The sequence below is a fragment of the Amycolatopsis oliviviridis genome (assembly GCF_014654365.1).
Taxonomy (GTDB): Bacteria; Actinomycetota; Actinomycetes; order Mycobacteriales; family Pseudonocardiaceae; genus Amycolatopsis; species Amycolatopsis oliviviridis.
On record NZ_BNAY01000003.1, the window covers coordinates 271334 to 296970 of the forward strand.

Consider the following 25637-nt stretch of genomic DNA (forward strand, 5'->3'; position numbering starts at 1 on the left):
GTAGTGCCCAACGAACCCCGCTCCGGAAGGCCGAGACAATGACCATCGCCGCTACTCGAACCACCACCTCCGCCGTCCCGGCTCGCGCCCTGCTCGCCGCCGGCGCGGTCTCGGGCCCGCTGTACTTCCTGATCTCGCTCACTCAGGCCGCCGTCCGCGACGGTTTCGACCCCGCGAAGCACCCGGCGAGCATGCTGAGCAACGGCGACGCCGGCTGGATCCAGGTGACGAACTTCCTGGTCACCGGCGTTCTGATGATCGCGGGCGCGATCGGCTTGAGCCGGACGCTCGAGCCGGGCAGAGGCAGCACGTGGGGACCGCGGCTGCTGGGCGTCTTCGGCGTCAGCCTGCTCTTCGCCGCGGTCTTCAAGGCCGACCCGGGCAACGGTTTCCCTGTCGATACCAGCCCCGTCGGCACCGGCCCGGCCACCGTCAGCACCGCCGGGATCCTGCACATGGCCGCCGGCTCGGTCGGTTTCCTCTCGCTGATCATCGCGACCTTCGTGTTCGCGAGCCGCTTCTCGCGTGAGGGTCACCGCGGCTGGGCCGTCTGCTCCCGCGCCACCGGCATCGCGTTCTTCGCTTCCTTCGCCGGGATCAGCTCCGGCAACGCGAACGCCGTCGTGATGCTCGCCTTCTGGGCCACCGTGATGCTGGCCTGGGGCTGGGTCACCGCCGTCGTCCTCCGCACAGCCCGCGAATCCCGCTAGACAACCCTAGGAGAATTCCCGCCATGAGCACCGTGACCTCGCAAGACGGCACCTCCATCGCCTACACCCGCACCGGCTCCGGCCCCGCCGTCATCCTGGTCGACGGCGCGATGTGCCACCGCGAGTTCGGCCCGGCCAAGCCGCTGGCCGCCGAACTGGCTCCGCACTTCACCGTCTACACCTACGACCGCCGCGGCCGCGGCGAAAGCGGCGACACCGAGCCGTTCTCCGTCGCCCGCGAAGTCGAGGACATCGCGGCGCTGATCAAGGAAGCCGGTGGGACCGCCCACGTCTACGGGATCTCGTCCGGTGCCGCACTCGCCCTCGAAGCCGCGAAAGCCGGGCTGCCGATCACGAAACTGGCGGTCTACGAATTCCCGCTGGTCGTCGACGACACCCGTCCGCCGGTCCCGGCCGACTACACCGAGCGGCTGGAGAACGCCATCGCCACCGGCAAACCCGGCGCCGCGATCAAGATCTTCATGCGCGACGGCGTCCGCGTCCCGGCGCCGGTCGTGCTCATGATGCAGCTCATGCCCGCCTGGCCGAAGCTGAAGAAGGTCGCGCCGACCCTCCGCTACGACGCCGCGCTGTTCGACGGCCTGCAAGACGGCACCCCGTTGCCCGAGGGCTACTGGGCGAGCGTCTCCGTGCCGACCCTGGTCATGGACGGCGGCAAGAGCCCCGCCTGGATCCGCAACGGGGTCGCCGCGCTGGCGGGGGCGGTCCCCGGCGCCGAGCACCGGACGATCGAGGGCCAGACGCATATGCTCAAGCCGAAGGCGGTGGCCCCGGTACTGATCGAATACTTCAACGGCTGACGGAGCGGTCACGATGATCGAACTGGTCGAAGGCGACATCACCGAACAGCGGGTCGACGTCGTGGTCAACGCCGCGAACTCGTCCCTGCTCGGCGGCGGCGGGGTGGACGGCGCGATCCACCGCCGCGGCGGACCGGAGATCCTCACCGAATGCCGGGCGCTGCGCGCGGGGCACTACGGCAAGGGACTGAAGACCGGAGAGGCGGTCGCCACCACGGCGGGCCGCCTCCCGGCGCGCTGGGTGGTGCACACCGTCGGGCCGGTGTGGTCCGATTCCGAAGACCGGTCCGCGCTGCTGGCCGCGTGCCACCGCAACTCGCTGCACGTGGCCGCCGACCTCGGCGCGCATACGGTGGCGTTCCCCGCGATCTCGACCGGGATCTACCGGTGGCCGATCGATTCCGCGGCGGAGATCGCCCTCGAAACCGTGCTGAGCACGCTTTCGACCGGATCGTGTTCGGTGGAGCTGGTGCGGTTCGTGCTGTTCGGGACCGAGGCCTACGACGTCTTCCGGGAACAGGCGGACGCCCTGGGGCTGAGTGGGTCGTGAGTGGCGATTCGGGTTATTGAGGGGTAAGGCAAAGGTGTCTTGTCGGGTGCCAAAGTCCATGAAGGCCCCCTTCACGGACCAGTGTTCGTCGGCGATCAGCGGCGTGGAGGGGACTTTCGCCTCATCGCGCGCGCGAAAAGTCCCCTTCACCTCGGGTCCTTGCGTCGGAATGGGGCACGCCGTCCGAGGGTGTTGTATGCGCGAGTGACAGCGACCCAAGTACATGAAGGCCCCCTTCCTTGCGCCTATCGCAAGGAAGGGGGCCTTCATGTACTTCAAACGAGCGAGGGCGCCGGTACCACCTCGACCCGCTACACACCCGCAGGCGAACTCCCTCGCTGCACCAGCTCCCGGGCCGCCCCGCTCCCGTCGGCGGGCACCGCCCAGATCCCCGACTCCAGCCCGTAGGCCACGGTCCGGTCGTCGAGCCAGGCGGCCTGGTCGTCCACGCTCCGCGTCTCGGCCAGCAAGGTCTCCCGACCCGACGCCAGATCGAGGACCGCCAGCCGCCAAGGCGCCGCGAGATCGGCGGAAACCCGCTTCTTGAAGGCGATCCGCTTCCCGTCCGGCGAGAGCGACGGGCATTCGACGTTCTCGCGGATCATCCTCGCGACGAGCTTCTCGTAATCCGCCTCGACGAGGTAGGTCTTCCCCTTCGTCCCCACGGTGGCGTAGAACTTCTTGCCGTCGGCGGCGAAGGTGATTCCCCAGTAGTTCACGTCGGACGAGTAGTACGGCTTGCCGTCGAGCAGGAGCGTCATCTCCTCGATGCTCTTCGTCAGTTTCCCGGTCGTCAGGTTGAAGATGCCGGCCCTGGTCGAAAACCCCGTCTCCGCGTAGGAATCCCCGTTGACGAACAGCGTCCAGTAGGCGAGTTTGCCGTCCGGCGAGACGCGGCCGCGGCTGGGTGTGCCGGGCAGTTCGATCCGGCGGATCTCGGTGAGGTCCTTGTCCAGCACGATGACGTCGGTCATCGGCGGCAGCACCCCCGGCTGCGCGGCCAGGCACAGCGCGGTCCCCGCCGAAGCGGCGAACCGGTCGCAGCTCAGCCCCGCCACTTTCCGGGTCTCGCCGGGCCGGTCGGCCGGGACGGTGGCCAGATGCCCGAAGTCGGGGCCTTCCGCGGTGTTGCGGAACAGCAGCTGTCCCTTCGCCTGCACCGAAACCGGCTGCCCGGTCACGACGGCGACGGAGTTGACCTCCGGCCCGCGGTCCCGCGAGTAGAGGCCGTAGCCGATGGCCGCCGCGATCAGGACGACGACCGCCGCCACCACGCCCAGGATCCGCGCCCTCATGCGTAAGTCCGCAAAGGACGGAGGACGGCGGCCGCGGCGACCACGACGGCCAGCGCGCCCGCGGCGACCAGGACGGCCGCGTGCAGATCCCAGGTGGTCCAAGCGAGTCCGAAAAGGACGGACGCGAGCATCCGCGTCGTCGCCTGCCCGGTCTGCACCAGCGCCAGGCCGCTCGCCCGCTGGTGCTCGGGCAGCAGCGGCCCGGCGGCGGCCATCAGGACACCGTCGGTGGCGGCGTAGAAGACACCGTGCAGCACCAGCGCCAGCACCGCGAGGATGCCGCCGTCCACCGGGCCGAGCAGCGCCAGCAGCGCGACGACCAGCGCGACGTGCCCGCCGAGGAACACCTTCCAGCGGCCGATCCGGTCCGAAAGCCTGCCGAACGGCACGGCGAGCAGCAGGTACACGCCCGCGGTTCCCAGCGGCAGCAAGGGAAAGAAGACCGCGCCGAGTTCCCAGCGGCGCTGAAGCACGAGGTAGAGGAACGAGTCGCTGAGGGTGACCAGGCCCAGCAGCGCCGCCCAGACGCAGATCCGGCGGAACGGTGCCTGGCGGATCAGGCCGGCGGTCTCCCGCAAGGAGACCTTCGGCCGGTCGGCCCTCGGCGCCGGCTGATGGTCCTTGACCAGCACCAGCAGGATGATCACGCCGATGGCGGCGACGCAGAAGCTCGTGAAGAAGACCGAGTCGTAGCTGCCCAGGCTGAGCCACAGCACCGCCATCGCGACCAGCGGGCCCAGGAAGGCGCCGAAGGTGTCCATCGCGCGATGGACGCCGAACGCGCGGCCGAGGTGCTCGGGCTCGCTGCTCAAGGTGATCAGCGCGTCCCGCGGCGCGGTCCGGACGCCCTTGCCGGTGCGGTCGGCCGCCAGGACGGCGCCGATCGCCACGGTGGACGAACCCGCCAGCATCAGGCCGATCTTGCCCAGCGCCGAGAGCCCGTAACCGAAGCAGGCGACGGCTTTGAGCCGCTGCCACCGGTCCGCGAGATGCCCGCCGAGGAGCCGGACGACGGCGGTGACACCGGAGTAGAGGCCGTCGAGCACGCCGAACTGCAGCGGGCTGAGGCCGAGACCGAGGACGAGGTAGAGCGGGAGGACGGCGGTCACCATCTCCGACGAGATGTCGGTGACGAGGCTGACCAGGCCGAGCGCGACGACGTTCCCGGTGACGGCGCGTTTCACGCCGCTCTTCGGGACATCCGCCGCGGCGTCCGCTCCCCTGGTGGTTGCGATGTACACGGGAGACCTCCTGCGCCGTGAGGAGGTGCCGGGTCGCGGTGCACACGGCCGCGACCCGGCACCTGATCGCGAGGATCAGTGGCAGGTGTAGGTGGGAGAGGAGTCGATCGTCTTGCCGTCGAGACCGATCAGCTGGGTCGAGAAGGCGTTGTCCGACATGTTCAGCTTGAGCACGCCGTAGGTCGAGATCGCCTTCGCCGTCGCCGGGTGCTCGGTCTTGACCGGGTACAGGCTCGCTCCGCCGCCACCGCCGATGATCTGCACGGGGCCCGCCGGATCCTTGTCGCCGTCGGCGTTCTGCGGGTAGAACCGCTCGTAGTGGTGGTCGTGTCCGTTGAGCACCAGGTCGACCTTGTTCTGGACCATGGTCTCCCAGAGCGTGGCCATCTTGTCGTTGTCGCCGTGGTCACCCGAGGTGTAGCGCGGGTGGTGGTAGTACGCGGCGACGCAGGGTTTGGTGTTGTTCTTCAGATCCTGCTTGATCCAGTTCAGCTGCTCGTCGCTGACCGCGTTCGCGGCGAGACCGGGCGAGAACTCCGTGCTGTCGATGGCGACGAAGTGCCAGTTGCCCATTTCCCAGCTGTAGTAGGTCTTCCCGTTCGGCGTCGCGATCTTGCCGAAGTACTTCTTGTAGGCGCCCAGCGGGGTGTGGTCGTAGGTCTCGTGGTTGCCGGGGACCGGGTGCATGATGTTCTTGTACTTGCCCCAGGTCTTGTCGAAGTAGCTCGTGAAGTCCTCGATGTGGGCGTCGTCGTACTGGTTGTCGCCCATGGTGATCACCGCGGCCGGGTTCATCTGCCCGACCAGGTTGGCGGTCTTCGGGTGAATGCACGACGACGAGGACGCGGTGCACTGTTCCGCGATGTCACCGGAGGCCGCGAGGACGAACGACGAACCGCCGCCCGCCTGCGTGGTCACCTGGATAGCGCCGCTGGCGGCCGAGGTGTTGCCCGCGGCGTCCTTCGCCCGGACGCTGTAGGTGTACGCGGTCGCCGCGGTCAGCCCGGTGTCGGTGAAGGAAGCGCTTTCCGTGGTGCCGACGGCCTGACCGTTCCGCAGCACCTCGTATCCGGTGACGCCGACGTTGTCCGTCGACGCGGTCCACGTCAGGTCCACCGTGGACGCGGTGACCGAACCGGCCTTGAGGTTCGTGGGCGCGGTGGGCGCCTGCGTGTCGCCGGAGGAGTCCGACGTCCCGTAAACCTGCATCTCCCAAAGGGAGTAGCCGTAACTGGTGGCACGCTTGGTCCCGACGAGCCGCAGGTAACGGCCCTTGCCGGACAGGCCGGTGAGGTCGTCGGTCCCGCCGTTGCCGTTGGTGACGGACTTGATCGAGGTCCACGCCGAGCCGTCGTTGGAGACTTCCAGTTTGTACGCGGTGGCGTACGCGGCCTCCCAGTTCAGCTTGACCCGGTTGATGGCGGACGGGCCGCCCAAATCGACGCGGATGAACTGCGGGTCCACGCCTTCGGCACTCGCCCAGCGGGTGGTGGTCTTCCCGTCGACGGCGAGCGCGCCGGCGTAGGAGGACGACTCCACCGAGGAGACGATGACGGGTTTACCTTGGGACAGAAGGACATCAGCGGCTTGCGCGTTGCCGCTGAGCAGCGTCGGCAACAGGATCGCGGCCGCGCCTAGTGGCAGTAGTCGGGTTCGGGCCTTCACATCGATCTCCCCGGGAATCCGTGGCGGCGGGTTGAGAGGGACGGGTGCGCGGCGTTCACTTTGAGTACACTTGTTCGTTTGGTAACTTTCCTAACGAATGCGTACCGTAATCCGTACCACTCAGTGAGTCAAGACGTAGACTCGTCCCATGACCGGCGCCTTGATCTTCGACTTCGACGGAACGCTGGTCGACACGGAGGCGGCCGTCCTCGTGGCCTGGCAAGAGACTTTCCGCGAACGCGGCGGCGAACTCCCCCTCGACGTCTGGCACACCGTGATCGGCACGCAGAACACCGCGATCGCGATGTTCGAGCTGCTGGAGAAGGACGACGAGAACCTCGACAGGATCGCGGTCCGCACCGGCGTCCGCGCCCGGGTCACCGAGCTGCTGGAATCCGAGGGACCGCGCCCCGGCGTCCAGGAGTACCTCGACGACGCGAGGGAGCAGGGCCTGCGGCTGGCCATCGCGTCCAGTTCGACCGGCGACTGGGTCACCACGCATCTGAACCGGCTGGGCCTCGCGGACGCGTTCGAGGCCGTCCTGACCGGCGACCTCCACCAGGCGAAGCCGAGCCCGGACCTCTACCTGGCCGCGCTCGCCGCGCTGGACCTCCCCGCGGCCGAGGCGATCGCGTTCGAGGACTCACCGCACGGCGTCACCGCGGCGAAGGCCGCCGGGCTGAAATGTGTCGCGGTGCCGAACCCGATCACCGCGGTGCTGAACTTCGACCACGCCGACCTCGTCCTGGGTTCGCTGGCCGACAAACCGCTGGGCGAATTACTCGGTCCGTGAAGGCCCAGAACACCCCGCAGAAGTACATGAAGGCCCCCTTCCTTGCGCTAGGCGCAAGGAAGGAGGCCTTCATGTACCGCAGGCAAGCAAGCGCCGCGACCGAGCCTGTCGGGCCGGTCGTGAGTGGTAAGTCGCGTTAGAGCGAACGGGTATTCGCCTACCTACTCGTGCCCTGCGCGGGGGTAGCGGATGAGCATGTGCGGGGATCGACGCGAGGGTTTGCCCGACCTCGGACCTTGATCGACGGAAGATCCGGGACACTCAACGTCCCCAATCCTCCGTTGATCAAGGTCGCGCCGGCAGGCGAGTAGACACGAGTGCCGTTAGACCGGCCTCACCACTCACGACCACTGGACCGAAGCATCACCGGCGCGAATTACTCAGCCGTTGAGCAGCTCACCCAGTCGGACCAAGAACGGGCGCTGCCCTTTGAGTAGCTTCTCCTCCGCTTCGGCGAGCCCGAACCAAGCGGCCCTGTCGACCTCGGGGAACTCCTGCGTCCGCCCCGATCGCGGCGGCCACTCCATCTCGAAGGTGCCCGGGACGACCTGAGCCGGATCGAGGTCCCCCTCCACCGCCCAGACCGTCACGACCTTGCCGCCGGACTGCTTCACCTCGCCGAGCGGGAGGTACTCGCCCTCCGGCGCCGGCAACCCGAGCTCCTCCTGGAACTCTCGCCGCGCCGCGGCCTCCGGCGTCTCGTCCGGCTCGTACTCGCCCTTGGGCACCGACCAGCCGCCCGCGTCCTTCTTCGCCCAGAACGGCCCGCCCATATGCCCGAGCAGCACCTCGGTCACCTCGCCCGACCTGCGGAAGAGCAGGATCCCGGCACTCGTCTTACCCGCCATGGCGTCCAGTCTGACGCTGCTCCGAACGGGTGATGTGACCGGCCCGCGAAAAAAGTTTCCGCTCGTATGTCGATTGCCGTCGAGCCCGTCCGACGCATGGGCAGAAGCAACCAGACAGAACTTCCCGGAAGGACCGGAACCATGACGCAGACCATCACCCCCGCCAAGACCACCGCCACCGAGACCACCACCCCGCGCGCCGCCAAGGCCCAGGGCGCGATCCAGTCGGCCGTCCGGATCGTCGTCTCGTTCCTCTTCCTCTGCCACGGCTTGCAGGGATTCGGATTCTTCGGCGGTGTCGACGGCGCGGGCGGTGCCGTCGAACTCGGCTCCTGGCCCGGCTGGTACGGCAGCGTGATCGAGGTCGTCGGCGCCGCACTGGTCCTGGTGGGCCTGTTCACCCGCCCCGTCGCGGTGCTCCTCTCCGGCGTCATGGCCTACGCCTACTTCACCGTCCACGCGCCGGAAGGCCTGCTGCCGCTGCAGAACATGGGCGAGCTGTCGACCCTCTACTGCTGGATCTTCCTGCTGATCGCCGCGATCGGCCCGGGCACCTTCGCGCTCGACACGCTGCGCCGCCGCCGCTGATCGAAATCACGAGGCCCCCTTTCCTGGAATGATTCCAGGAAAGGGGGCCTTTATTGCGTACCTGTCGATTCGCTGTCAATAAATTCGGCCATACCATGGAATTACCCCCCGAAAGAAAGTTCCCTACAGATGGGGGTATCCGGCATCCTCTAGCACATCAATGGTTTAGACCACCTTGAGCCGGAAGGATGCGTCATGACCCAGACAGCCACCGCCACGACCACCGAGGTCGGCCCGACTTCACCGAAGTGGCAGGGACTGGCCCTCTCCGCGGTCCGTGTAGTGGTCTCGTTCCTGTTCCTCTGTCACGGTCTGCAGAAGATGGGCCTCTTCGACAAGGCCGCCGTCCCCGTCGGCACCTGGCCGAGCTGGTACGCCGGGGTGATCGAAGTGGTCGGATCGCTGCTGCTCCTGGCGGGCCTGTTCACCCGCCCGGTCGCGGTCCTGCTTTCGGGCACGATGGCGTACGCGTACTTCGTCGTCCACCAGCCCGACGCGCTGCTGCCGTTGCAGAACAAGGGTGAGACAGCCGCTCTGTACTCCTGGATCTTCCTGCTGTTCGCGGTGGTCGGTCCGGGCACCTACGCGCTCGACACAGTGCTCCGCCGCCGCCGTCGCGGAGCCTGAGCCCTCAGCCCCACCGATGCTATGAAGGACGCTTTCATGGCAAATTTTGCGATGAAAGCGTCCTTCATAGCGTTCCAGTGAGAGAAGATCAGCGGCCCTGGGGCAGCCCCGCCGCCAGATCGGACAGCGCCAGCACGTGCTCCATCAGCACGGTCAGCACCTGCTTCGTCGACTCGCGTTCCCGCGCGTCGCACAGCAGCAGCGGGACGTCCATGCCGACGTCGAGCGCCTGGCGGACCTCCTCGGTGCCGTAGCGGTACGCGTTGTCGAAGCAGTTCACGGCGACGACAAACGGAAGCCCGCGGCGCTCGAAGAAGTCGACGGCCGCGAAGCAGCTGTCGAGCCGCCGGGTGTCGGCCAGCACGACGGCGCCGAGCGCGCCTTCGGCCAGTTCGTCCCACATGAACCAGAACCGGTCCTGTCCCGGGGTACCGAACAGGTACAGGATCAGCTCGGGGTTGATGGTGATGCGGCCGAAGTCGAGGGCGACCGTGGTGGTCGTCTTCTTTTCGACACCGGTGAGGTCGTCGACGCCCTCGGACGCCGCGGTGATGACCTCCTCGGTGCGCAGCGGGGGAACCTCGCTGACCGAACCGACCATCGTGGTCTTACCGACCCCGAACCCGCCGGCGATGAGGACCTTGACCGCGTTCGCGGTCAAGGATCGCCGGGGCTCAGAGTTTCCGGATGCCATCAAGAACCGCCTGGAGTACGTGTTTATTGGGAGTGTCGGTGACCGGCGTCGCGGTGCGGAACAGCACGAGGTTCTGTTCGATCAGATCGCTCAACAGCACCTTCACCACCGGCAGCGGCAGATCGATGCGCGCGGCGACCTCCGCGACGGAGGTCGGTCTCTGGCACAGGTTGAGGATCCGCCCGTACTCCGGCTCGAAGCCGGCGACCTCGTGCGCGGAGCGCATGGCGACCACCAGCGTGATCAGGTCGAGGCCGAGCGTGTCCGAACGGGTGCGCCCGCCCGTGACGGCGTACGACCGGACCAGCGGCCCGGCCTCCTCCTCGAACCACGACTCGTGCCGCCCGCTCATGGCGAAAGCGGAGTCGCGGCGCGGGGCGCCGAAGTGAGTACCGCACCGACCCGCTTGACCATCAGGTTCATCTCGTAGGCCACCATGCCCATGTCCGCGTCCTCCTTGGCCAGCAGCGCGAGGCACGCACCGCGGCCCGCCGCGGTGACGAACAGGAAGGCGTGGTCCATCTCGACCATGGTCTGCCGGACGTTGCCGCCGCCGAAGTGCCGTCCCGTGCCCCGCGCGAGGCTCTGGAACGCCGACGCGACCGCGGACAGGTGTTCCCCGTCCTGCTCCGACAGGTTCCCGGACCGTCCGATGAGCAGGCCGTCGGACGACAGGACTACCGCCCTGTCGGCACCGCTGACACGCTTGACCAGGTCATCCAGCAACCAGTCGAGTTCACTGACTCCCGCGTTGGCCATCTAGTCACGATCTCCGTACATGTCGTGGTCGGTGTACTCGTCGGTGGGTTCGGTGTCCCGGCCGCGGCGCGTCCCCTGCTGGAACGCGGCGAGGCGGTTCCTGGCCAGCTCGGGGGTGTCCTCGCGGACCTCCTCGCGCTGGGCGGCAGGCCGGTCCTCCATCAGCTGGGGGACCAGGTTCGCCTGACGACGGCGCTGCGGCAGCGGTGGCCTGCCCGGCGCCTCGGGGCCGGGCCGCCGGGTCTGCGGCGGACGGCCGTCCTGCGGTCGGGTGTCGGCGGGCGGCCACGCGGGCGGCTGCACCGGCTGCGGCCGGGCCTCGGCACGCGCGGGCTCCGGGCGGATCGGCTCGGGCCGCGGCGTCTCGGGCCGGGGCACCCGGGGCTGACGCGCGGGCAGCGGCGGCAGGGCGCCGACGGGCTGGTCCTGCCGATCCTGGGGCTGGAGCTGCGGTTGCGGCTGGGGAGCCACCGGCATCGGCACGGGCAGTTCGGGCCGCTCCGCGGGGAACTCGGTGCGGTGGCGGGCACGACGGCCCGGGAGCAGCGGCGCGGCGTCCGGCACCTCGGTGCTCTCGGGGTCCACCTCGTCCTCCGGCTCATCAGACGGGACCGGCGCGAGCAGGTCGGTGCGGACGAGCACGATGGCCCTGGTGCCGCCGTACGCGGATTCGCGCAGGTGCACGGAGATCCCGTGACGCGCGGCGAGGCGCGCGACCACGAACAGGCCCAGCCGTGGCTCGGCTGACAAGGCCATGATGCCGAAATCCGGCGGATCGGCCAACATCGCGTTCAGCTCGGCGGCCTGCTCCGGCTCGATGCCGAGGCCCTGGTCCTCGACCTCGATCACGACGCCCTTGCCGACCACGTTGCCCCGCAGCTCGACGCGCGACTGCGGCGGCGAGAAGGAGGTCGCGTTGTCGATCAGCTCGGCGAGCAGGTGCACGAGGTCGCCGACGACCGGGCCCTGCACCGCGACCGCGGGCATCTTCGCCGTCTTCACCCTGGCGAAGTCCTCGGTCTCGGCCGAGGCACCGCGGGTCAGCTCGGCCAGCGTGACCGGCTTGCGCCACTGACGGCCGGGCTGGCCGCCACCGAGGATGATCAGGTTCTCCGCGTTGCGGCGGGCGCGGGTGGAGAGGTGGTCCAGCTGGAAGAGCGTGTCCAGCTGCTCCGGGTCCTCCTGCTTGCGCTCCGCCTGGTCGAGCACCTTGAGCTGGCGGTGCACGATGACCTGGCTGCGGTGCGCGATGTTGAGGAACACCGTCTTGGTGCCCTCACGGGTCCTCGCCTCTTCGACGGCGGCCGCGATGGCGGTCTGCTGCGCCTTGTTGAAGGCCTCGGCGACCTGGCCGATCTCGTCGTCGCCGTGGTCGAGGAAGTGACCCTTGTCGTCGAGGTCGACCGGTTCGCCCGCCCGCACCCGGTCCACCAGTTCGGGCAGCCGGATCTCGGCGACGTCGAGGGTGTCCTCGCGCAGCCGGGCCAGCCTGCCGATGAGCCGGTTGGACAGTCGCAGGGCGACGATGAACACGCCGATCGCCACCAGCAGCGCGATGGCCGCCGCGATGGCTGAGGTGATCAGCGTCCGGTCGGCCTCGTCGACCGCCTGCGTCGTGGCCGTACCGCTCTGCTCGACGAAGCCGCGCATCATGGCGTCACTGACACCGCGCGCGGCCTGCAGCCACGTCTGCTCGGGGATGGGGAGCGTGGCCTTGCTGTTCTGCAGGAAGGTGTTCTCGACCGTGTTGACGGCCTTCCACGGATCGCTGGCGACGAGCTGGTCGAACTTCGCCTTGACGTCCGGGATCATCCGCGAGACCGACGACTCCAGCTGAGAGCGGTAGGAACCGACCTCGGTGATGTAGGCGCGGTAGGTCTCGTCGGTGAAGCCGCCGCCCGCGACGGCCGCGGCGGCGAGCGAGTTCGCGCGCTGCATCTGGTCGATCGCGGTGAACAGCGGCACCGCGGTGATGCGCTGGTAGGCGTTCTCGGCGTTCGGCGCGTCCTGCGCGAGACCGGTGAGGCCTTCGACGAACTGGTCGAGGATCTGGTTGTAGAAGGCGAAGGCGTCCAGCAGCGGCAGCTGGCCCGAGTCGGCCGACTGCCGGATCTGCGGCGACTTCTGGAGGAGCCCGTTGAGCGTGGCGATGTTGCGCTGCACGCTGTCCGGCGAGTCGCCGACGAACTTCTGCAAGTGCGCGGCGACGCCCTGGGCGGCCGCGTCGGTCTTGGCGCGCTGCTCGACGAGCGTGGCGTGCTGCGAACGGTCGCCGGCGAGCTCGCGCAGCGTCAAGCGCCGCTCTTCCTGCACCTGGACGAAGAAGGGGAGGGAAGGGGCTTCCGAGTCACGGATCCGTTGCGCGTAGTCGCGGCCGTTGACCGCGTCGGAGATCAGGTAGCCGCCGATCGCGAGACCGACGAGCATCAGCGCGATACTCGGAATGAGCGCGATCGTGAGAACGCGCGAACGAATCGATGAGCCGCGGCCTCGTCGAAGGGAAATCTGCTTCACCGTGGTCCGTTTTCCTTCCGGCAGTTATTGGTGTCGGGTCGCCGGGGATGTCAATACCCGCGGGATCCGATAGCCGGATCAACACAGCGTGGTCCGCTCCGCCCGCGAAGACGCTAGGAGACCCAAACGGGTGAGTCAAGTCCGGACGCGAAGGGTAGTCGCGTATGGCCGTGACCAGGTGACGAGAGGCCGACGGACCTCGAAAGTCCACCACGTGGACCTGGGGACCCCGACAAGTGACTCGCCAGTAGATCACCTGGCGGTTTACCGCAGGCAGCGGCTTGATCGACCTTCGTCGGACTCGATCAAGTAACACCTCGGAGCGTTCATGGCACGGCCGGAAAGCCGGTGAAAACTACTCGCCGTGACCTCGCTCACGCTTTCGGACCAGGGCTCCACATACCGTTCGGTTTGCGAACGACATCACCACGGAGCAACGCCGCCGTTACCCCGTTCGAGCCACGAAATCGAGAATTCCCGAAGCTTTTCGCCGCCGTTTCGGTGAAATGATCTTCCTCGACCCGGCCGAGTTCGTCCTCGAGGAGCGCGTCGACCCTCCCGGACGCGTCCCGGAGCATCCGGACGCCTGCCCAGCACAACGTCGCCACGCCACAGATCAGGACCACGACGAGTGCCGTCTCGACCGGATATCGCGTGCCGAATTCATTCAGCAGGAAACCGGAGACGACACCGCACACGGCGACGGCGGTATAGGTGAACGACACGATCCCCTCCTTCTCCAGGCGCCGCTGCCCGCGCCTCGCCGCTGAGACGGGCGACGCGGGTTTCCCTTACGCCACAGGGGAAGGATCTACGTCACACTCGCGGCGAGAGCGAAGGTCGAGATTAACAGCGAATTCGCGAAGGATCACCGGATCTCCCCCGCTGGGGCGAGGTGATCACCTATTTGCCACCGATTCGCGAATGCGCTTCACCATTTTCGCCACCCCGAGTATCACTTCCGGAGGTCTCGAAGCGTCGTGACGGCGCGGAGCACCTCGCCGTAGGTCGTGTAGAGCGGCGCCAGGCCGAACCGCAGCACGTTCGGCGGGCGGAAGTCCCCGATCACCCCGCGGTCGATCAAGGCCGCCATCGTCTTGGCCGCGTCGTCGTCGACGACCGAGATCTGGTGCCCGCGATCGGCGCCACGCGGGGTCGCGATCTTCGCGCCGTCGAGGAGTTCGTCCGCGCACCGGAAGAAGAAGCCGCCGAGCGCGAGCCCCTTCTCCCGCAGCGTCCCGCGATCCACGCCGTCCCAGACGTCGAGGGACGCGTCCAGCGCGAGCAGCGACAGGATGTCGGGAGTGCCCGCCCGGCCCCGCGCGATCCCGGCGTGCGCCTCGTACGCGCCCCGCATCGCGAACGGATCGCGGTCACCCGCCCAGCCAGCCAGCGGCTGCTCGAACCGGTCCAGCCATTTCGTTGCCACGTAAAGGAAGGCAGGCGCCCCAGGGCCGCCGTTGAGGAACTTGTAGGTGCAGCCGACGGCGAGGTCCACGCCCGTCGCGTCCAGTTCGACCGGGAGCGCGCCGACGCTGTGGCAGAGGTCCCAGAGCGCCAGCGCCCCGGCGCGGTGCAGCGCCGCGGTCAGCGTGGCCATGTCGTGAGCGCGCCCGGTGATGTAGTCGACGTGGTTGATCAGCGCGACGGCCGTCCGTTCGCTCACCTCGTCCGGCAGGTCCTCGGCGACGACCCGGCGCACCGTGCGCCCGGTCAGGCGGGCGACCTCGTCGGCGATGTAGCCGTCGGTCGGGAACGTGTCCGCGTCGACGAGGATCTCGTCGCGGCCCGGGTTGAGCCGGGTCGCGGCGACCAGCGCCTTGAACAGGTTCACGCTGGTCGAATCCGCCACGACGACCTGCCCCGGCGCGGCGCCCACCAGCGGCGCGATCCGCTCGCCGACCCGCACCGGCGCCTCCCACCAGCCTTCCGACCAGGACCGGATGAGCCGTCCGCCCCATTCCTCGCGGACGACAGCGGCGACCCGCCCGGCCACGTGCTTCGGCGGCGCGCCCAGCGAGTTGCCGTCGAAATAGGCGACGTCCGCGTCGAGGTCGAATTCGTTTCGCTTGTGCGCCAACGGATCGGCCGCGTCCAGTGCCGCGGCCTCGGCTACGAGGTCAATCACGACCGCCATCGTCGGCGAGAGTGTTCCAGAAGTCCAGTTCGTACGCCTGGAACAGCCGCGCGTGGGTCCGGGCGTCCTTTTCGGACACCAGCTCGGCGTCGAGTGCGGCCTGCACGGCCTTGACGGCCAGCTCTTCGAGCTCCGGTGACGGCGCGCCGAAGAAGTCGAAGAAGGCGCACGCCTCGTCGTCGAAGCCGTACCGCTCCCGCATCGCGGCGGCGATCGCGGCGCAGTACCGGCCGAAGGCGGCGAAGTTGGCGACGATCGCCACGATGACGTCCGCCGGTTCGCCGTTGAGCGCGAGCCAGGCGACGAACGCCGGATACGCCTGGCAGCCAGCGCGCGGCTCGAAGCCGGGCGACTCCTCGGCGAGGCCCGGCAGCTTGCCGAGCGCCAGCCCCTCGCCCGAGGCCAGGGTCGCGAAGAACTCCCGCGCGTTCCGCTCCTGAGCGCGCGACGCGAGGTGGAGGAAGCTGCGCCAGTCGCTGCGGACGATCCGGTACTCCTCCGCGGCGATCGCGGCGAAGACCTCCCGTGGCGCTTCACCCGCCTCGACCAAGGGGACGAGCCGGTTGTCGTCGTCGTGGGGTGCGAGTTCCGCCTGCACCGCGTCGATCAACTCACGTGCCGAACCGGTCATCGCCGAGGTTCCTCCTTGTTCGGTGCTGACGCGCTGAAAACGGAAAAGGTGGACATTTCGCGTGGCCCAACCGTGGCCGCGATTCTCTATCCACCACTGACGAGAGCCCTTACAGTGTGCCTGATCAGGCAGCATCGAGGAGGCCAGCGTTGACCACCCAGCCGACCGTCGCCGAGCAGATCGAAGGCCAGACCATCCCCGCCCTGCTTCACCGCAACGCCCAGGAGTTCGGTGACCTGCCGGCGGTCACGTCACTCGACATCGAGGGCAAGCCGACCCTGAACTGGCGCGAATTCCACGCCGCCATCGCGGAGGTTTCGCGCGGGCTCGCCGGACTCGGGGTCGGCACCCGCGACCGGGTGCTGATCATGGCGCCGAGCAGTCCCGAACACCTGATCGCCGACCTCGCCGCCGCGCATCTCGGCGCGATCCCCTGCACCGCGTACGCGACGCTCAGCCCGGAGCAGATCGGGTTCGTCGCCCGGCACAGCGCCGCCGGCGTCGTCGTGCTCGCCGGTGCCGAGGAACTCGGCCGCTGGTCGCAGGTCCTCGACGCACTGCCCGCGCTGCGGCACGTCGTCCTGCTCGACGCGTCCGTGCTGCCGGCGGACGACAAGCGGTTCCTGTCGTTCGCCGATCTTCGCGCGGCGGGCGCGGAGGCGCACGCGGCCGACCCGGCTGCGTTCGAGACGGCGTGGTCCGCGATCCGCCCGGACGACCCGCTGTCGATGATCTACACCTCCGGCACCACCGGCGACCCCAAGGGTGTCGTGCTGTCGCACCGCAACGCGATCCACGAGGCCAACGCGGTCATGCGGCTGCACGACTCGCCGATGCACGCCACGAACATCGCGTACCTGCCGCTCGCGCACATCGCCGAACGCGAACTGTCGATCTACATGCCGATCGTGTGGGCCGGGCACGTGCACACCGTCGGCGATCCGGCCGCCGTCGTCGGCGCGCTGGGGCAGGTGCACCCGCTGAGCTTCTTCGGCGTCCCGCGGGTGTGGGAAAAGATGGTCGCGGGCCTGAAGAACCTGCTCGGTTCGCTGCCGGAGGAGAAGCGGGACGGCCTGATCGCCGCGAACGAACTCCTGCAGCAGGGCTACAAACTGCGCAGTGACGGCAAGGAGGTCCCGCCGGAGCTCGCGGAGAAGATCGCACAGACCGACGCCGCCGTGCTCGCGCCCATCCGGGCGATGCTGGGCCTGGACAAGATCGAGGTCGCTTCCAGCGGTGCCGCCGCGCTGCCGGTGGAGATCCTGTACTTCATCGCCGGGCTCGGCGTCGAGATCCAGGAGGTCTGGGGGCTGTCCGAGACCACCGGCGCGGTCACCTCGAACACGCCGTCGGCGTTCAAGGCGGGCTCGGTCGGCCGCCCGCTGGAAGGCATCGAGGTCAAGGTGGCCGAGGACGGCGAACTCCTCGTCCGCGGCGCGATCGTGTTCCTCGGCTACCTGCAGGAGGACGGCACGATCAAACCGGACGTCGACGCCGACGGCTGGCTCGCCACCGGCGACATCGGGACGATCGACGAACGCGGCTTCGTCACGATCACCGACCGCAAGAAGGAACTGATCATCACTTCGAGCGGCAAGAACATCGCGCCGACGAAGATCGAAGGGCTGCTCAAGGAGCACCCGCTGATCGGGCAGGCCGTCGCGATCGGCGAGAAACGGCCGTACGTCACCGCGCTGATCGTGGTCGACGACGAGATCGCGCCGGGCTGGGCGGCCGCGAACGGCATCGAGCTCACCGAGGGCGAATCGCTCGCGGAGAACGCGCGGGTGCTCGCGGAGATCGAGAAGGCCGTCGAGGCGGCGAACGCGCGGCTGGCGCGGATCGAGCAGATCAAGCGGTACCACGTGATCCCGAAGGCGTGGACGCCGGAAAGCGGCGAGGTGACCCCGACGCTGAAGCTGAAGCGGCGGATCATCAACGACCGGTACGCACCGACGATCGCGGATCTCTACGCCGCTTCCTCCGACGCCTCTACCGCTCAGGAGCCCGCTCCCGCCGCCGGTTCCTGACCCCCGCGAGCTGCTGGGAACGGTCCTTTCCTTGCGAAATTTTGCAAGGAAAGGACCGTTCCTGGCGCGCGACAGGTCGGAAAGACACGACCTGTGCGTCCGTCGCGAAATGGGTCGCCGTCAGAGCCGTGCCGCTGCTAACTTGCGCCCGTGGATCTCTTCTCCCGCTCCTGGGCGGCGCTCCTCGCCGCCGTCGCCGAAACCCCCGACGAAGACTTCGCCAAACCGTCCGGCTGCGCCGGCTGGCTGGTGCAGGATCTGGTGTGCCACCTGGTGATCGACGCCCAGGACGTCCTGATCACCCTCGCGACCCCCGCCGAAACCGAACCCACGCGTGACGCGGTCAGCTATTGGGAGGTCACCGGCACGCCGCCCACCGGCGAGGACGACCTCGACGCGCTGATCGTGCGGCTCGCGGCCGCGTATCAGGAACCGCGGCTGCTCAAGTTCCACCTCGACGACATCGGTTCCGCCGCGGGCCGGGCGGCAGTCCTCGCCGACCCGGGGGCGCGGGTCGCCACCCGCGATATCGTCCTGTCCGCGGGTGACTACCTGTCCGCGTACGTCCTGGAATGGACGCTGCACCACCTCGACCTCGTCGCGCATCTGCCGCGGGTCGACGGGCCCGCCGCCGACAGTCTCGCCAGGACGCGGCAGATCCTGGAGGAGCGGACCGGGGAGAAGTTCCCCGAGTCGTTCTCCGACACCGACGCGCTCCTGGTCGGCACCGGACGCCGCGAAGCGACCGACGCGGAGAAGGCCGCCCTCGGCGACCTTGCCGCGAAGCTGCCCTTCGTCGTCGGCTGACGGACGAGACCTGCGTGATCAGAGACGTGACTCGCGTGCTCAGACACGGGACTCGCGTGCTTGAAGGCGGAACACTCGAGTTCCGCCTCCAAACACGCGAGTCACGTCTTCAAACACGCGAGTCACGTCTCTGATCACGCAGGTCAGGCGGTCCGGGTCGACTCCGTCCATTTGCGCAGCCGGGGCGGGACACGCTTTTCGAGGCCGTAGTTCTCCAGATGCGCGCTGAAGACCTCGTCGAAGGCGCGCTGCACGGTCTCGGTGTCCCACACCGGCCGTTCGAGGATGGGCTGTTTCAGGAACGGCTGCCCCATGACGTGCAGTTGCGGCCCGTTGCAGCGGATCATCTGCCCGGTGATCCCGTCGGCCCCGGGGCCGAGCAGGAAGAGCACGACCGGCGCGATCCGCGACGGCGTCCGGTCCGGCGGGCAGGACCGCAGCGATCGTTCGGACTTCCACACCATCCGGGTGTGCGCGAGCGGGCAGACCGCGTTCACCCGGATCCCGCTCTCCTCCAGGTCCAGCGCCCAGGAGTAGGTGAGCGAAGCGACGGCTCCCTTGCTGGCGGCGTACACGCCGAGCTTGCGCTGGCCGAGCGACGCCCCGGACGAGATGTTGACGATCGAGCCCGGCCTCCCCCGCGCCACCATGGCCTTGATCGCGGCGAGCCCGGTGTACATGACGCCCAGCACGTTCACCTCGACCAATTCGCGGGCCCGGTCGACGTCGTCCTCCCACGGCAGCGCCTCGTAGTTCAGGCCCGCGTTGTTGACCAGCCCGTCGATCGCGCCGAACTCGTCGAGACAGAGGTCGACGATCTCCTGCGCCTGTTTCGGATCCGCGACGCTGTGCCCGCTGGCGACCGCCCGGCCACCGAACCGGCGGATGTTGTCCGCCGTCCGCTCGGCCAGTACCCCGTCGACGTCGTTGACCACGACGGATCCGCCCGCCCTCGCCACGTGTACCGCGAACGCCTCACCGAGGCCCCGACCCGCCCCGGTCACGACGACGGCCTTGTCGTCGAGCAAACCGTTCATCGCCTTCACCCCTTTGGCCCAGCCGGCCTTCCACCTCCAGGCCGGTCTCTACTCAGTGTTGGCCCATTCGGCCCAGCCGGAACTCAGGCGGCGGCGAACGGCGCCCCGGCTGCGCCGAGTGAGGCAGGGCCGATCGGTGCGCGGATACCGGCGGGCGAGTCAGCCCGCCGTCACTCGCCGGTCAGACGGCGTAGCTTGATCGGCCTAACAGGCGAAGGATTCACCGGTCTTCTGTTCGTCTCCCTGTAGTCAGAGGCATACTGAACGTTGTTCGGCGGGACGGTTACTGCGACTCCCTCGTCGGCCTCGGACCAGGACAGGCAAGAATGCGAGGGAGCTAAGTTCACCCGATCGGGGGGAGGTGGTCACGGAGTGAAGACGAACGCGGCGCCGCGGATGACCGCCGCCCTGGCGAACCGCGAGTTCCGTGCGCTCTGGCTCGCCGAGGTGCAGTCCCTCATCGGGGATCAGCTCACCATCGTCGCGCTGGCGATCCTCGTCTACGACCGCACCGGCTCGGCACTGCTGTCGGCGGTGGTCTACTCCCTGACCTTCCTGCCCGCGCTCGCCGGCGGCCTCGGCCTGTCCCAGCTGGCCGACCGCTACCCGCGACGCACCGTCCTCGTCTACTCGTCGCTGATCCAAGGCGTCCTGATCGCGGTCATGGCGATCCCCGGCACCCCGCTCCCCCTGTTGTGCGGGCTGGTGGTGCTGGCGCGGCTCGCGAACGCCCCCGGCAACGCGGCGCAGAACGCGCTGACCCGCGAGGTCTTCACCGACGACGACCTCTATCTCAAGAGCCAGGACATCCGGGGCATCTCGACCAACACCGCCATGCTGCTGGGCCTGGCGGGCGGCGGACTGCTGGTTTCGCAGGTCGGCGTGAGCTGGGCGCTGGCCCTGGACGCCACGACGTTCCTGTTGAGCGCGGTCTTGGTCCGCCTCTCGGTCTCCCGGCGGGCGGCGGCGTCCGACGGGAACGGCAGCTGGTTCGGCGCGGTGAAGCAGGTTTTCGGCAACCGTCATCTGCGGGTGCTGGTCTGGTTCTCGTGGCTGGTCGGCCTGGCCGTCATCCCCGAAGGGCTCGCCGCGCCGCTCGCCGCCGAGATGGGCGTGGGGAAACAGGCCGTCGGCTGGCTGCTGGCCGCCGACCCGCTGGGCTTCGTCGTCGGGGCCTTCCTGCTGTCCCGCTTCGTCTCGGCGGAACAACGAAGGAAGCTGCTCGGCGTGCTGGCGGCACTGCCGATGGTCGCGCTGATCGCCTTCGCGCTCAAACCGGGGCTGATCCCGGCGTTGCTCCTGCTGGCCGCGGCGGGTGCCGCCGGGGCGTACCTGATCACGGTGAGCGCCACGTTCATCACCTGGGTCCCGAACGAGCTCCGGGGCGGTGCCGGTGGGGTGTATCGCACAGGGTTGCGGGTGGCTCAGGGAGTAGGGGCGGGACTCGGCGGGCTCGCCGCCGATCGGCTCGGGGCGGCGACCTCGGCCATCGCGCTGGCAGGCGTGGTGGGCCTGCTGCTGGCCGTGCTGGTCGCGCTCAGCTGGGGGCACATCAACGGATCCAGTCCGGAACCGTTGCTGTCATGAGGAATCCACACTGGACGACCCTTGAGGCGGCACTGCCGCCCGGTGGGTTCGTACTCGGAAATCCTGTCGGAACACTGCTTCAGCGCTCCAACCTTCGGCACCTGGCTCTACGGCACTCGGTTGAAAAGAAACGACTCTCGATCAGAAGTCACGGCTCGACATGGTCTGACACCTCCCGGGAACCTCGCTGCGAACTAATACCTTGTCCGGGCTCAGAAGTCACGACTGGACACTATCCGTCACCCCTTCCGCACCGCGTCTCGAAAAACATTCAGCTGTCAAGATCAGAAATCACGGGACACGATTGCCACCTCCGGTCGGTGTTCGCGGGCACCCTCGCCGGTGTCGAACAACTGATGCGATGGGATGATACCGGCCGTGGAATACGAACGGTGTATCAGTCGGTACCGGTGAGATTACTCAACCGTGCCCTCCGCGCGGAAAAGAGGTAGCAATTGCCAGCCGAGACCGGCGACGGCCGCCAGCACGGCGACGGCACCGGCGACCTTGACGAGCGAGCGGCGGCGGCCGCCGCGGAGAGCGGCGCACCGGTGACCGAGCGCGGGCAGGCAAGCCCGGAAGGTGACCAGGACGAACCGCCGCAACGCCATCCGTACGATCCCAGGGCCTGGGCACTGTGGCAACGGCCGAAGCGATTCATCGCGTTCCTTTTCGCGATGGAGGCCATCGGGATCGCGATCATGGTCTTCGCGACGATGAATTCCACGAATCCGGGGAAAACGGACTGGGTTCGTTTCGCGATTCTCGCCGTCGGCGCGACGGCGCATATTCAGCTCACCCAGCGGCAAGAAGAAAGGCGACGGGATCGCAGCCGTACCGTCCTCATCGACCTCACTGCGGTATGGACATTTCCCGCCGCGGTGATCCTGCCGCTTTCACTGACGCTTTCCATCATCGCGCTCGTCCGGATCCAGCATTGGTTCATCGCCCGGCGTCCCGCGCACAACTTCGTGTTCTCGTCGGTCACTCATGGCGTTTCGGTGACCTTGGCGTCGCTCACCTTCACCGCGTTCGGACCGCATGAATGGGGACGGATTTCCGGTTGGGGCACCATCGGCGAATTCGGCGTCCTGATCATCACCGGGATGGTCTTCGAAGCGGTGCAGATCGCCTACATCGGCGGCATCCTCGCGATCGGCTCGCCGAAGCGGCCTTCGGTGTCGACCGTGCTGGGCAACGCGGCGGACAACCTGCTGGAAGCCATCACGATCGGCCTCGGCGCGGTCACCGCGGTGCTGCTGTTGATCATGCCACCGATGGTGATCGTGATGGCCGTGGTGACGGTGGTGTTCAATCGGCTCGCCGAGATCGACCAACTGCAAAACGACGCGCGGACGGACCCGAAAACCGGTGTTCTGAACATGCGCGGATGGTCGGAGTCGGCCGATCGGGCGCTCGGAAGGACCGCCCGATCGGACGACAACCTGGCACTTCTGATGATTGATCTCGACCACTTCAAGTGGATTAACGACACTTATGGACATCCCGCGGGCGACGACGTGCTCCGCGATGTGGCACAGAAATTGGACGAGGTCACCCGGCCCGCCGACGTCATCGGCCGGTTCGGCGGCGAGGAATTCCTCGTGCTTCTCCCGGATATCGACGAAACGGCGGCGAAACTCGCCGCCGAGCGAGTGCGCAGCGCTATCGCAGAACTGCATATAGTGACTACCGACAAACGCGGCAGCCGGGTCACCATCTCGGGCCGGACCACCTCGATCGGGGCGGCACTGTTCCCTCGTCACGGTGAATCCCTGGAAGAACTCTTGCACGCTTCCGACGCCGCCGTTTACGTCGCCAAGGAGAACGGCCGGAACCAGGTGCGGTTCGCCCAGGACGTGGAACGCCCCGCTCCGCCGGCCCTCGGCACCGAGGGCTGAAGGGGCCCATCACCTCGTCCCACGCGGCGAAGGGCCCCTCGGCCACGTCACATGCGGGGAAAGCGTCCTTCAGCCCCTGGTCACCCACCTGGGCGAAACCCGGGGGTTATCCGGATGTCGGCCCCGATCGGCGGATGGCACCCTGAACGGCATGCCAGCGACAGCCGAAGCCGACGGCCAGCCTGCCCGGATCCGGCGGCCCTGGTCGACTTCGGGCTGGTTGTTGCTGGTCACGGTGCTGGTGTTCGGCTTCGGCCTGATCGCGTCCCGGCCCGCCTCACCGCCGGACCAGGGGCCACCGACGGGTGACATCCTCGCCGCGCAGAAGGCGGTCGACGCGCTGGTGCGGCCGGGCCCGGTCGAGAACGTCATCGCCGAACTGCCCGCCGATTTCACCGCGGTCAGCGGGATCACCCCGGGGGTGATGACCGCGCGGGACGGCACCGTACGCGCGGTCCACACCGACGGTGGCTGCTCGGCGCCCTGGGGCGACGACAACACCAAATGGGACTACGCGATCCCCTGCAAGGCCCACGACCTGGGCTACGACATCCTCCGCTACGCCGAACGCAAGGGGCACCCGCTCGGCCAGGAGGCCAGGGCTTCGCTCGACGACCGGCTCTCGGCCGACATGCACCACGCCTGCGTCATCAACCCGATGGACTCGCGCGGCACCTGCGACGTCGTCGCCTCCCTCTACACCGCCGGTCTCGTGCTCAACTCCTGGCACCAGCGCTGGGGGCCGCCGGTCGGCGACCCGCTCGGCCCGATGATCGTCGGGGTGCTGGTGATCGGCGCGCTGCTGGTGTTCCGCCTCCGCGGCTGGGTCCGCACCCGCCGGACCGCCGTCACGCTCCCCCGCGAACCGCGGCCGGTGGCCCCGGTCGGCCGGTGGGCGCTGCTCGGGGTCTCCGGTGTCGTGCTGATGCTGCTCGGCGAATCCGCCGTGGCGCTCGCGCACTGGGCGGGTGCCCCGGAGCGGTCGCTGTGGCCGTTCACCTGGCTCGCGCAGCTCTGTCCGCTGATCTTCTTCGCGGTGGGCCGGATCAACGAGGCGGGCTGGCGCTCGATCCGCGCGAGGAACGGCCGCTATCCGCAGTACCTCGCCGACCGCGCGAGCCCGCTCCTGCGCCCGGCGCTGATCTTCGCCGTCGTCGCGCTGGTCGTCCCGCTCGCGCTGGAGGTGCTGGGGATCCCGGCCGGGACGAACGCCACCGTCATGCGGATCGCGCTGCACCCGCTCTGGCTGCTCGGCGTCTTCCTGCTGACCGTCGTCCTCGCGCCGGCGCTGCTGGCGCTGTACCGCCGGACGCGGACCGCCTCCGTCGCCGGGCTGCTCGTCTTGACCCTGGCGAGCGAGGTCGTGGCGCAGTCGTCCGGTTCGGCCGTCCCGCGCTACGCGGAGACGTTGTTCCTCGCCCTGTTCGTCCAGCAACTGGCGTTCGCGCACGCCGACGGCGTCCGGCCGCCGCGTGGCGTGCTCGTGGCGACGGCGTTGACCGGCGCCGCCGGGCTGGGCCTCGCGGTCGCCGTCCGCGGCGAAGGGCCGATGCTGCTCGGCGGCCCCGGCGCACCGGCCGCGTTGTCGGGCCCGCCGTGGGGCGTGCTCCTGCTCGGCCTGGTCCAGCTCGCGCTCCTCGGCCTGCTCGCCCGGCCGCTGGCACGGCTCGGCGCACGCCCCGCCGTCGCCGCCACCGCCCGGCTCGTCCTGCGTGCCCCGATGAGCCTCTACCTCGGCTTCCTGTCCGCGATGCTGCTGCTCGTGGCGGTCGTCTACCTCCCGGGCCGGCTCGTGGACGGGCTCAGCTGGCTGGCCCGGCCGCGCGTCCTGCTCGCGCTCGCCCTGCTGGCCGTGCCCGCCGTCCTGGTCTTCTGGTGGTTCGAGCGGCACTGGCACACTCAACCGCGTGGACCTCAGCAGCGCGCGGTCGACGAGCCGGGCCTGCGCGCCGCGGTGTTCTGCCGCGCGGCGGCGACGGTCGGGATGGCGTACGCGATGCTCGGCGTGTTCGGCTTCGCGCTGACCCGCTTCGGGGGCGCGTCGGCCGACGCCGACCTTCTCGGAATCCGGTTCGGGCCGGTCCAGAGCCTGGTCAACCTGCTGCTCGGGGTGTACCTGCTGCACACCGTCCGGAACGGCACCAGCCGGATGACCGGGACCTGGCTGGTCTGTGCGGTCGCGTGCGCGCCGCCGCTGATGAGCGCGCTCGACGGCAAGCAGGTGAGCGCCGCCTCCATCGCGCTGCCGGTCGCCACGATCGTCGTCGCGATGCTCGCGGCGGCCGCCACCCTGGTCCCAGCCCGCGCCGCCCGGCGGGTCCTGCCCTGATCCACCCGGCGCTGACCAGGCGATCTCCGTACGATTGACGGCAAACCGGTGGTGCGTGCCACATCTTCGGGGG

The 25637-nt window shown here is 68.8% G+C and carries 23 protein-coding genes; 11 read left to right on the forward strand and 12 right to left on the reverse strand.

Annotation, left to right across the window (positions count from 1 at the left end; all coding sequences use genetic code 11):
* The first annotated feature begins 38 nt into the window (after positions 1-38).
* The 3 genes from IE302_RS14335 to IE302_RS14345 are packed head-to-tail and all read left to right on the forward strand — an operon-like array spanning position 39 to position 2081.
* The gene (locus tag IE302_RS14335; RefSeq protein WP_191255023.1) at positions 39-710 is read left to right on the forward strand and encodes a DUF998 domain-containing protein; all 672 of its coding nucleotides are present in this window, start codon (positions 39-41) and stop codon (positions 708-710) included.
* A 23-nt stretch (positions 711-733) separates the two neighbouring features.
* Complete coding sequence (locus IE302_RS14340; protein ID WP_191255024.1) at positions 734-1531, forward strand: alpha/beta fold hydrolase; 798 nt, start codon at positions 734-736, stop codon at positions 1529-1531.
* Positions 1532-1544: 13 nt separating this feature from the next.
* Positions 1545-2081: an O-acetyl-ADP-ribose deacetylase gene (locus tag IE302_RS14345; protein WP_191255025.1), complete on the forward strand. Its 537-nt coding sequence runs from the start codon at positions 1545-1547 to the stop codon at positions 2079-2081.
* A 311-nt stretch (positions 2082-2392) separates the two neighbouring features.
* Here the strand turns inward: IE302_RS14345 and IE302_RS14350 are convergent, their stop codons facing one another.
* The 3 genes from IE302_RS14350 to IE302_RS14360 all read right to left on the reverse strand — a co-directional run bounded on the left by IE302_RS14350 (position 2393) and on the right by IE302_RS14360 (position 6282).
* Positions 2393-3376 (reverse strand): PD40 domain-containing protein, encoded by a 984-nt coding sequence (locus IE302_RS14350; RefSeq protein ID WP_191255026.1) that lies wholly within the window; start codon positions 3374-3376, stop codon positions 2393-2395.
* Positions 3373-4617, reverse strand: a complete 1245-nt coding sequence (locus IE302_RS14355) for an MFS transporter (protein WP_191255027.1) — start codon at positions 4615-4617, stop codon at positions 3373-3375. The genes IE302_RS14350 and IE302_RS14355 overlap by 4 nt, the downstream gene beginning before the upstream one ends.
* Positions 4618-4692: 75 nt before the next feature.
* The gene (locus tag IE302_RS14360; RefSeq protein WP_229907764.1) at positions 4693-6282 is read right to left on the reverse strand and encodes a discoidin domain-containing protein; all 1590 of its coding nucleotides are present in this window, start codon (positions 6280-6282) and stop codon (positions 4693-4695) included.
* A 148-nt stretch (positions 6283-6430) separates the two neighbouring features.
* Here IE302_RS14360 and IE302_RS14365 point away from each other — a divergent pair, with 148 nt between their 5' ends.
* Positions 6431-7075 carry an HAD family hydrolase gene (locus tag IE302_RS14365; RefSeq protein ID WP_191255028.1) on the forward strand — a complete coding sequence of 215 codons (645 nt, stop codon included), beginning with the start codon at positions 6431-6433 and terminating at the stop codon, positions 7073-7075.
* A gap of 380 nt (positions 7076-7455) precedes the next feature.
* Here IE302_RS14365 and IE302_RS14370 read toward each other — a convergent pair whose 3' ends face one another.
* Positions 7456-7923, reverse strand: a complete 468-nt coding sequence (locus IE302_RS14370) for an NUDIX hydrolase (protein ID WP_191255029.1) — start codon at positions 7921-7923, stop codon at positions 7456-7458.
* 141 nt (positions 7924-8064) lie between these two features.
* Between IE302_RS14370 and IE302_RS14375 the strand changes: the two genes are divergently transcribed.
* Both IE302_RS14375 and IE302_RS14380 read left to right on the forward strand, forming a co-directional pair.
* Positions 8065-8511 carry a DoxX family protein gene (locus IE302_RS14375; RefSeq protein WP_191255030.1) on the forward strand — a complete coding sequence of 149 codons (447 nt, stop codon included), beginning with the start codon at positions 8065-8067 and terminating at the stop codon, positions 8509-8511.
* Positions 8512-8706: 195 nt separating this feature from the next.
* Positions 8707-9138 (forward strand): DoxX family protein, encoded by a 432-nt coding sequence (locus tag IE302_RS14380; protein ID WP_191255031.1) that lies wholly within the window; start codon positions 8707-8709, stop codon positions 9136-9138.
* A gap of 88 nt (positions 9139-9226) precedes the next feature.
* Here the strand turns inward: IE302_RS14380 and IE302_RS14385 are convergent, their stop codons facing one another.
* The 7 genes from IE302_RS14385 to IE302_RS14415 form a co-directional block, all read right to left on the reverse strand.
* The gene (locus IE302_RS14385; protein WP_026466899.1) at positions 9227-9832 is read right to left on the reverse strand and encodes a GTP-binding protein; all 606 of its coding nucleotides are present in this window, start codon (positions 9830-9832) and stop codon (positions 9227-9229) included.
* Complete coding sequence (locus tag IE302_RS14390; protein WP_007028222.1) at positions 9813-10184, reverse strand: DUF742 domain-containing protein; 372 nt, start codon at positions 10182-10184, stop codon at positions 9813-9815. Before IE302_RS14390 ends, IE302_RS14385 begins: the two co-directional genes overlap by 20 nt.
* Positions 10181-10591 carry a roadblock/LC7 domain-containing protein gene (locus IE302_RS14395; RefSeq protein WP_005166013.1) on the reverse strand — a complete coding sequence of 137 codons (411 nt, stop codon included), beginning with the start codon at positions 10589-10591 and terminating at the stop codon, positions 10181-10183. The genes IE302_RS14390 and IE302_RS14395 overlap by 4 nt, the downstream gene beginning before the upstream one ends.
* Positions 10592-13105, reverse strand: a complete 2514-nt coding sequence (locus IE302_RS14400) for a sensor histidine kinase (RefSeq protein ID WP_191255032.1) — start codon at positions 13103-13105, stop codon at positions 10592-10594.
* Between the two features lie 374 nt (positions 13106-13479).
* Complete coding sequence (locus IE302_RS14405; RefSeq protein ID WP_191255033.1) at positions 13480-13830, reverse strand: hypothetical protein; 351 nt, start codon at positions 13828-13830, stop codon at positions 13480-13482.
* 230 nt (positions 13831-14060) lie between these two features.
* Positions 14061-15242 (reverse strand): kynureninase, encoded by a 1182-nt coding sequence (locus tag IE302_RS14410; protein ID WP_191255034.1) that lies wholly within the window; start codon positions 15240-15242, stop codon positions 14061-14063.
* Complete coding sequence (locus tag IE302_RS14415) at positions 15226-15873, reverse strand: TenA family protein (RefSeq protein WP_191255035.1); 648 nt, start codon at positions 15871-15873, stop codon at positions 15226-15228. The genes IE302_RS14410 and IE302_RS14415 overlap by 17 nt, the downstream gene beginning before the upstream one ends.
* A 149-nt stretch (positions 15874-16022) precedes the next feature.
* Here IE302_RS14415 and IE302_RS14420 point away from each other — a divergent pair, with 149 nt between their 5' ends.
* Positions 16023-17903, forward strand: coding sequence for an AMP-dependent synthetase/ligase (locus IE302_RS14420; protein WP_191255036.1), 1881 nt, complete (start codon positions 16023-16025; stop codon positions 17901-17903).
* A 150-nt stretch (positions 17904-18053) separates the two neighbouring features.
* Positions 18054-18710 (forward strand): maleylpyruvate isomerase N-terminal domain-containing protein, encoded by a 657-nt coding sequence (locus IE302_RS14425; protein WP_191255037.1) that lies wholly within the window; start codon positions 18054-18056, stop codon positions 18708-18710.
* Between the two features lie 143 nt (positions 18711-18853).
* On the opposite strand, the gene IE302_RS14430 is transcribed toward IE302_RS14425, so the two are convergent.
* Positions 18854-19747, reverse strand: coding sequence for an SDR family NAD(P)-dependent oxidoreductase (locus IE302_RS14430; RefSeq protein WP_191255038.1), 894 nt, complete (start codon positions 19745-19747; stop codon positions 18854-18856).
* A 372-nt stretch (positions 19748-20119) separates the two neighbouring features.
* On the opposite strand from IE302_RS14430, the gene IE302_RS14435 reads away from it, so the two are divergent.
* The 3 genes from IE302_RS14435 (at position 20120) to IE302_RS14445 (ending at position 25564) form a co-directional block, all read left to right on the forward strand.
* Entirely contained in the window at positions 20120-21334 is a 1215-nt protein-coding gene (locus tag IE302_RS14435) for an MFS transporter (protein ID WP_229907765.1), read from the forward strand.
* 455 nt (positions 21335-21789) lie between these two features.
* On the forward strand, positions 21790-23235 hold the full coding sequence (locus IE302_RS14440; protein WP_191255039.1) for a GGDEF domain-containing protein: 1446 nt from the start codon (positions 21790-21792) through the stop codon (positions 23233-23235).
* Positions 23236-23386: 151 nt separating this feature from the next.
* Entirely contained in the window at positions 23387-25564 is a 2178-nt protein-coding gene (locus IE302_RS14445) for a phospholipase A2 (protein WP_191255040.1), read from the forward strand.
* Positions 25565-25637: the final 73 nt, after the last annotated feature.

Bases quoted from the DNA above. Each gene is read 5' to 3' on its own strand.
- IE302_RS14365 (WP_191255028.1), top strand. From the start codon at position 6,431: ATGACCGGCGCCTTGATCTTCGACTTCGACGGAACGCTGGTCGACACG.
- IE302_RS14375 (WP_191255030.1), top strand. From the start codon at position 8,065: ATGACGCAGACCATCACCCCCGCCAAGACCACCGCCACCGAGACCACC.
- IE302_RS14430 (WP_191255038.1), bottom strand. From the start codon at position 19,747: ATGAACGGTTTGCTCGACGACAAGGCCGTCGTCGTGACCGGGGCGGGT.
- IE302_RS14370 (WP_191255029.1), bottom strand. From the start codon at position 7,923: ATGGCGGGTAAGACGAGTGCCGGGATCCTGCTCTTCCGCAGGTCGGGC.
- IE302_RS14390 (WP_007028222.1), bottom strand. From the start codon at position 10,184: ATGAGCGGGCGGCACGAGTCGTGGTTCGAGGAGGAGGCCGGGCCGCTG.
- IE302_RS14395 (WP_005166013.1), bottom strand. From the start codon at position 10,591: ATGGCCAACGCGGGAGTCAGTGAACTCGACTGGTTGCTGGATGACCTG.
- IE302_RS14410 (WP_191255034.1), bottom strand. From the start codon at position 15,242: ATGGCGGTCGTGATTGACCTCGTAGCCGAGGCCGCGGCACTGGACGCG.
- IE302_RS14385 (WP_026466899.1), bottom strand. From the start codon at position 9,832: ATGGCATCCGGAAACTCTGAGCCCCGGCGATCCTTGACCGCGAACGCG.
- IE302_RS14380 (WP_191255031.1), top strand. From the start codon at position 8,707: ATGACCCAGACAGCCACCGCCACGACCACCGAGGTCGGCCCGACTTCA.
- IE302_RS14445 (WP_191255040.1), top strand. From the start codon at position 23,387: ATGCCAGCGACAGCCGAAGCCGACGGCCAGCCTGCCCGGATCCGGCGG.
- IE302_RS14350 (WP_191255026.1), bottom strand. From the start codon at position 3,376: ATGAGGGCGCGGATCCTGGGCGTGGTGGCGGCGGTCGTCGTCCTGATC.
- IE302_RS14335 (WP_191255023.1), top strand. From the start codon at position 39: ATGACCATCGCCGCTACTCGAACCACCACCTCCGCCGTCCCGGCTCGC.
- IE302_RS14415 (WP_191255035.1), bottom strand. From the start codon at position 15,873: ATGACCGGTTCGGCACGTGAGTTGATCGACGCGGTGCAGGCGGAACTC.
- IE302_RS14345 (WP_191255025.1), top strand. From the start codon at position 1,545: ATGATCGAACTGGTCGAAGGCGACATCACCGAACAGCGGGTCGACGTC.
- IE302_RS14340 (WP_191255024.1), top strand. From the start codon at position 734: ATGAGCACCGTGACCTCGCAAGACGGCACCTCCATCGCCTACACCCGC.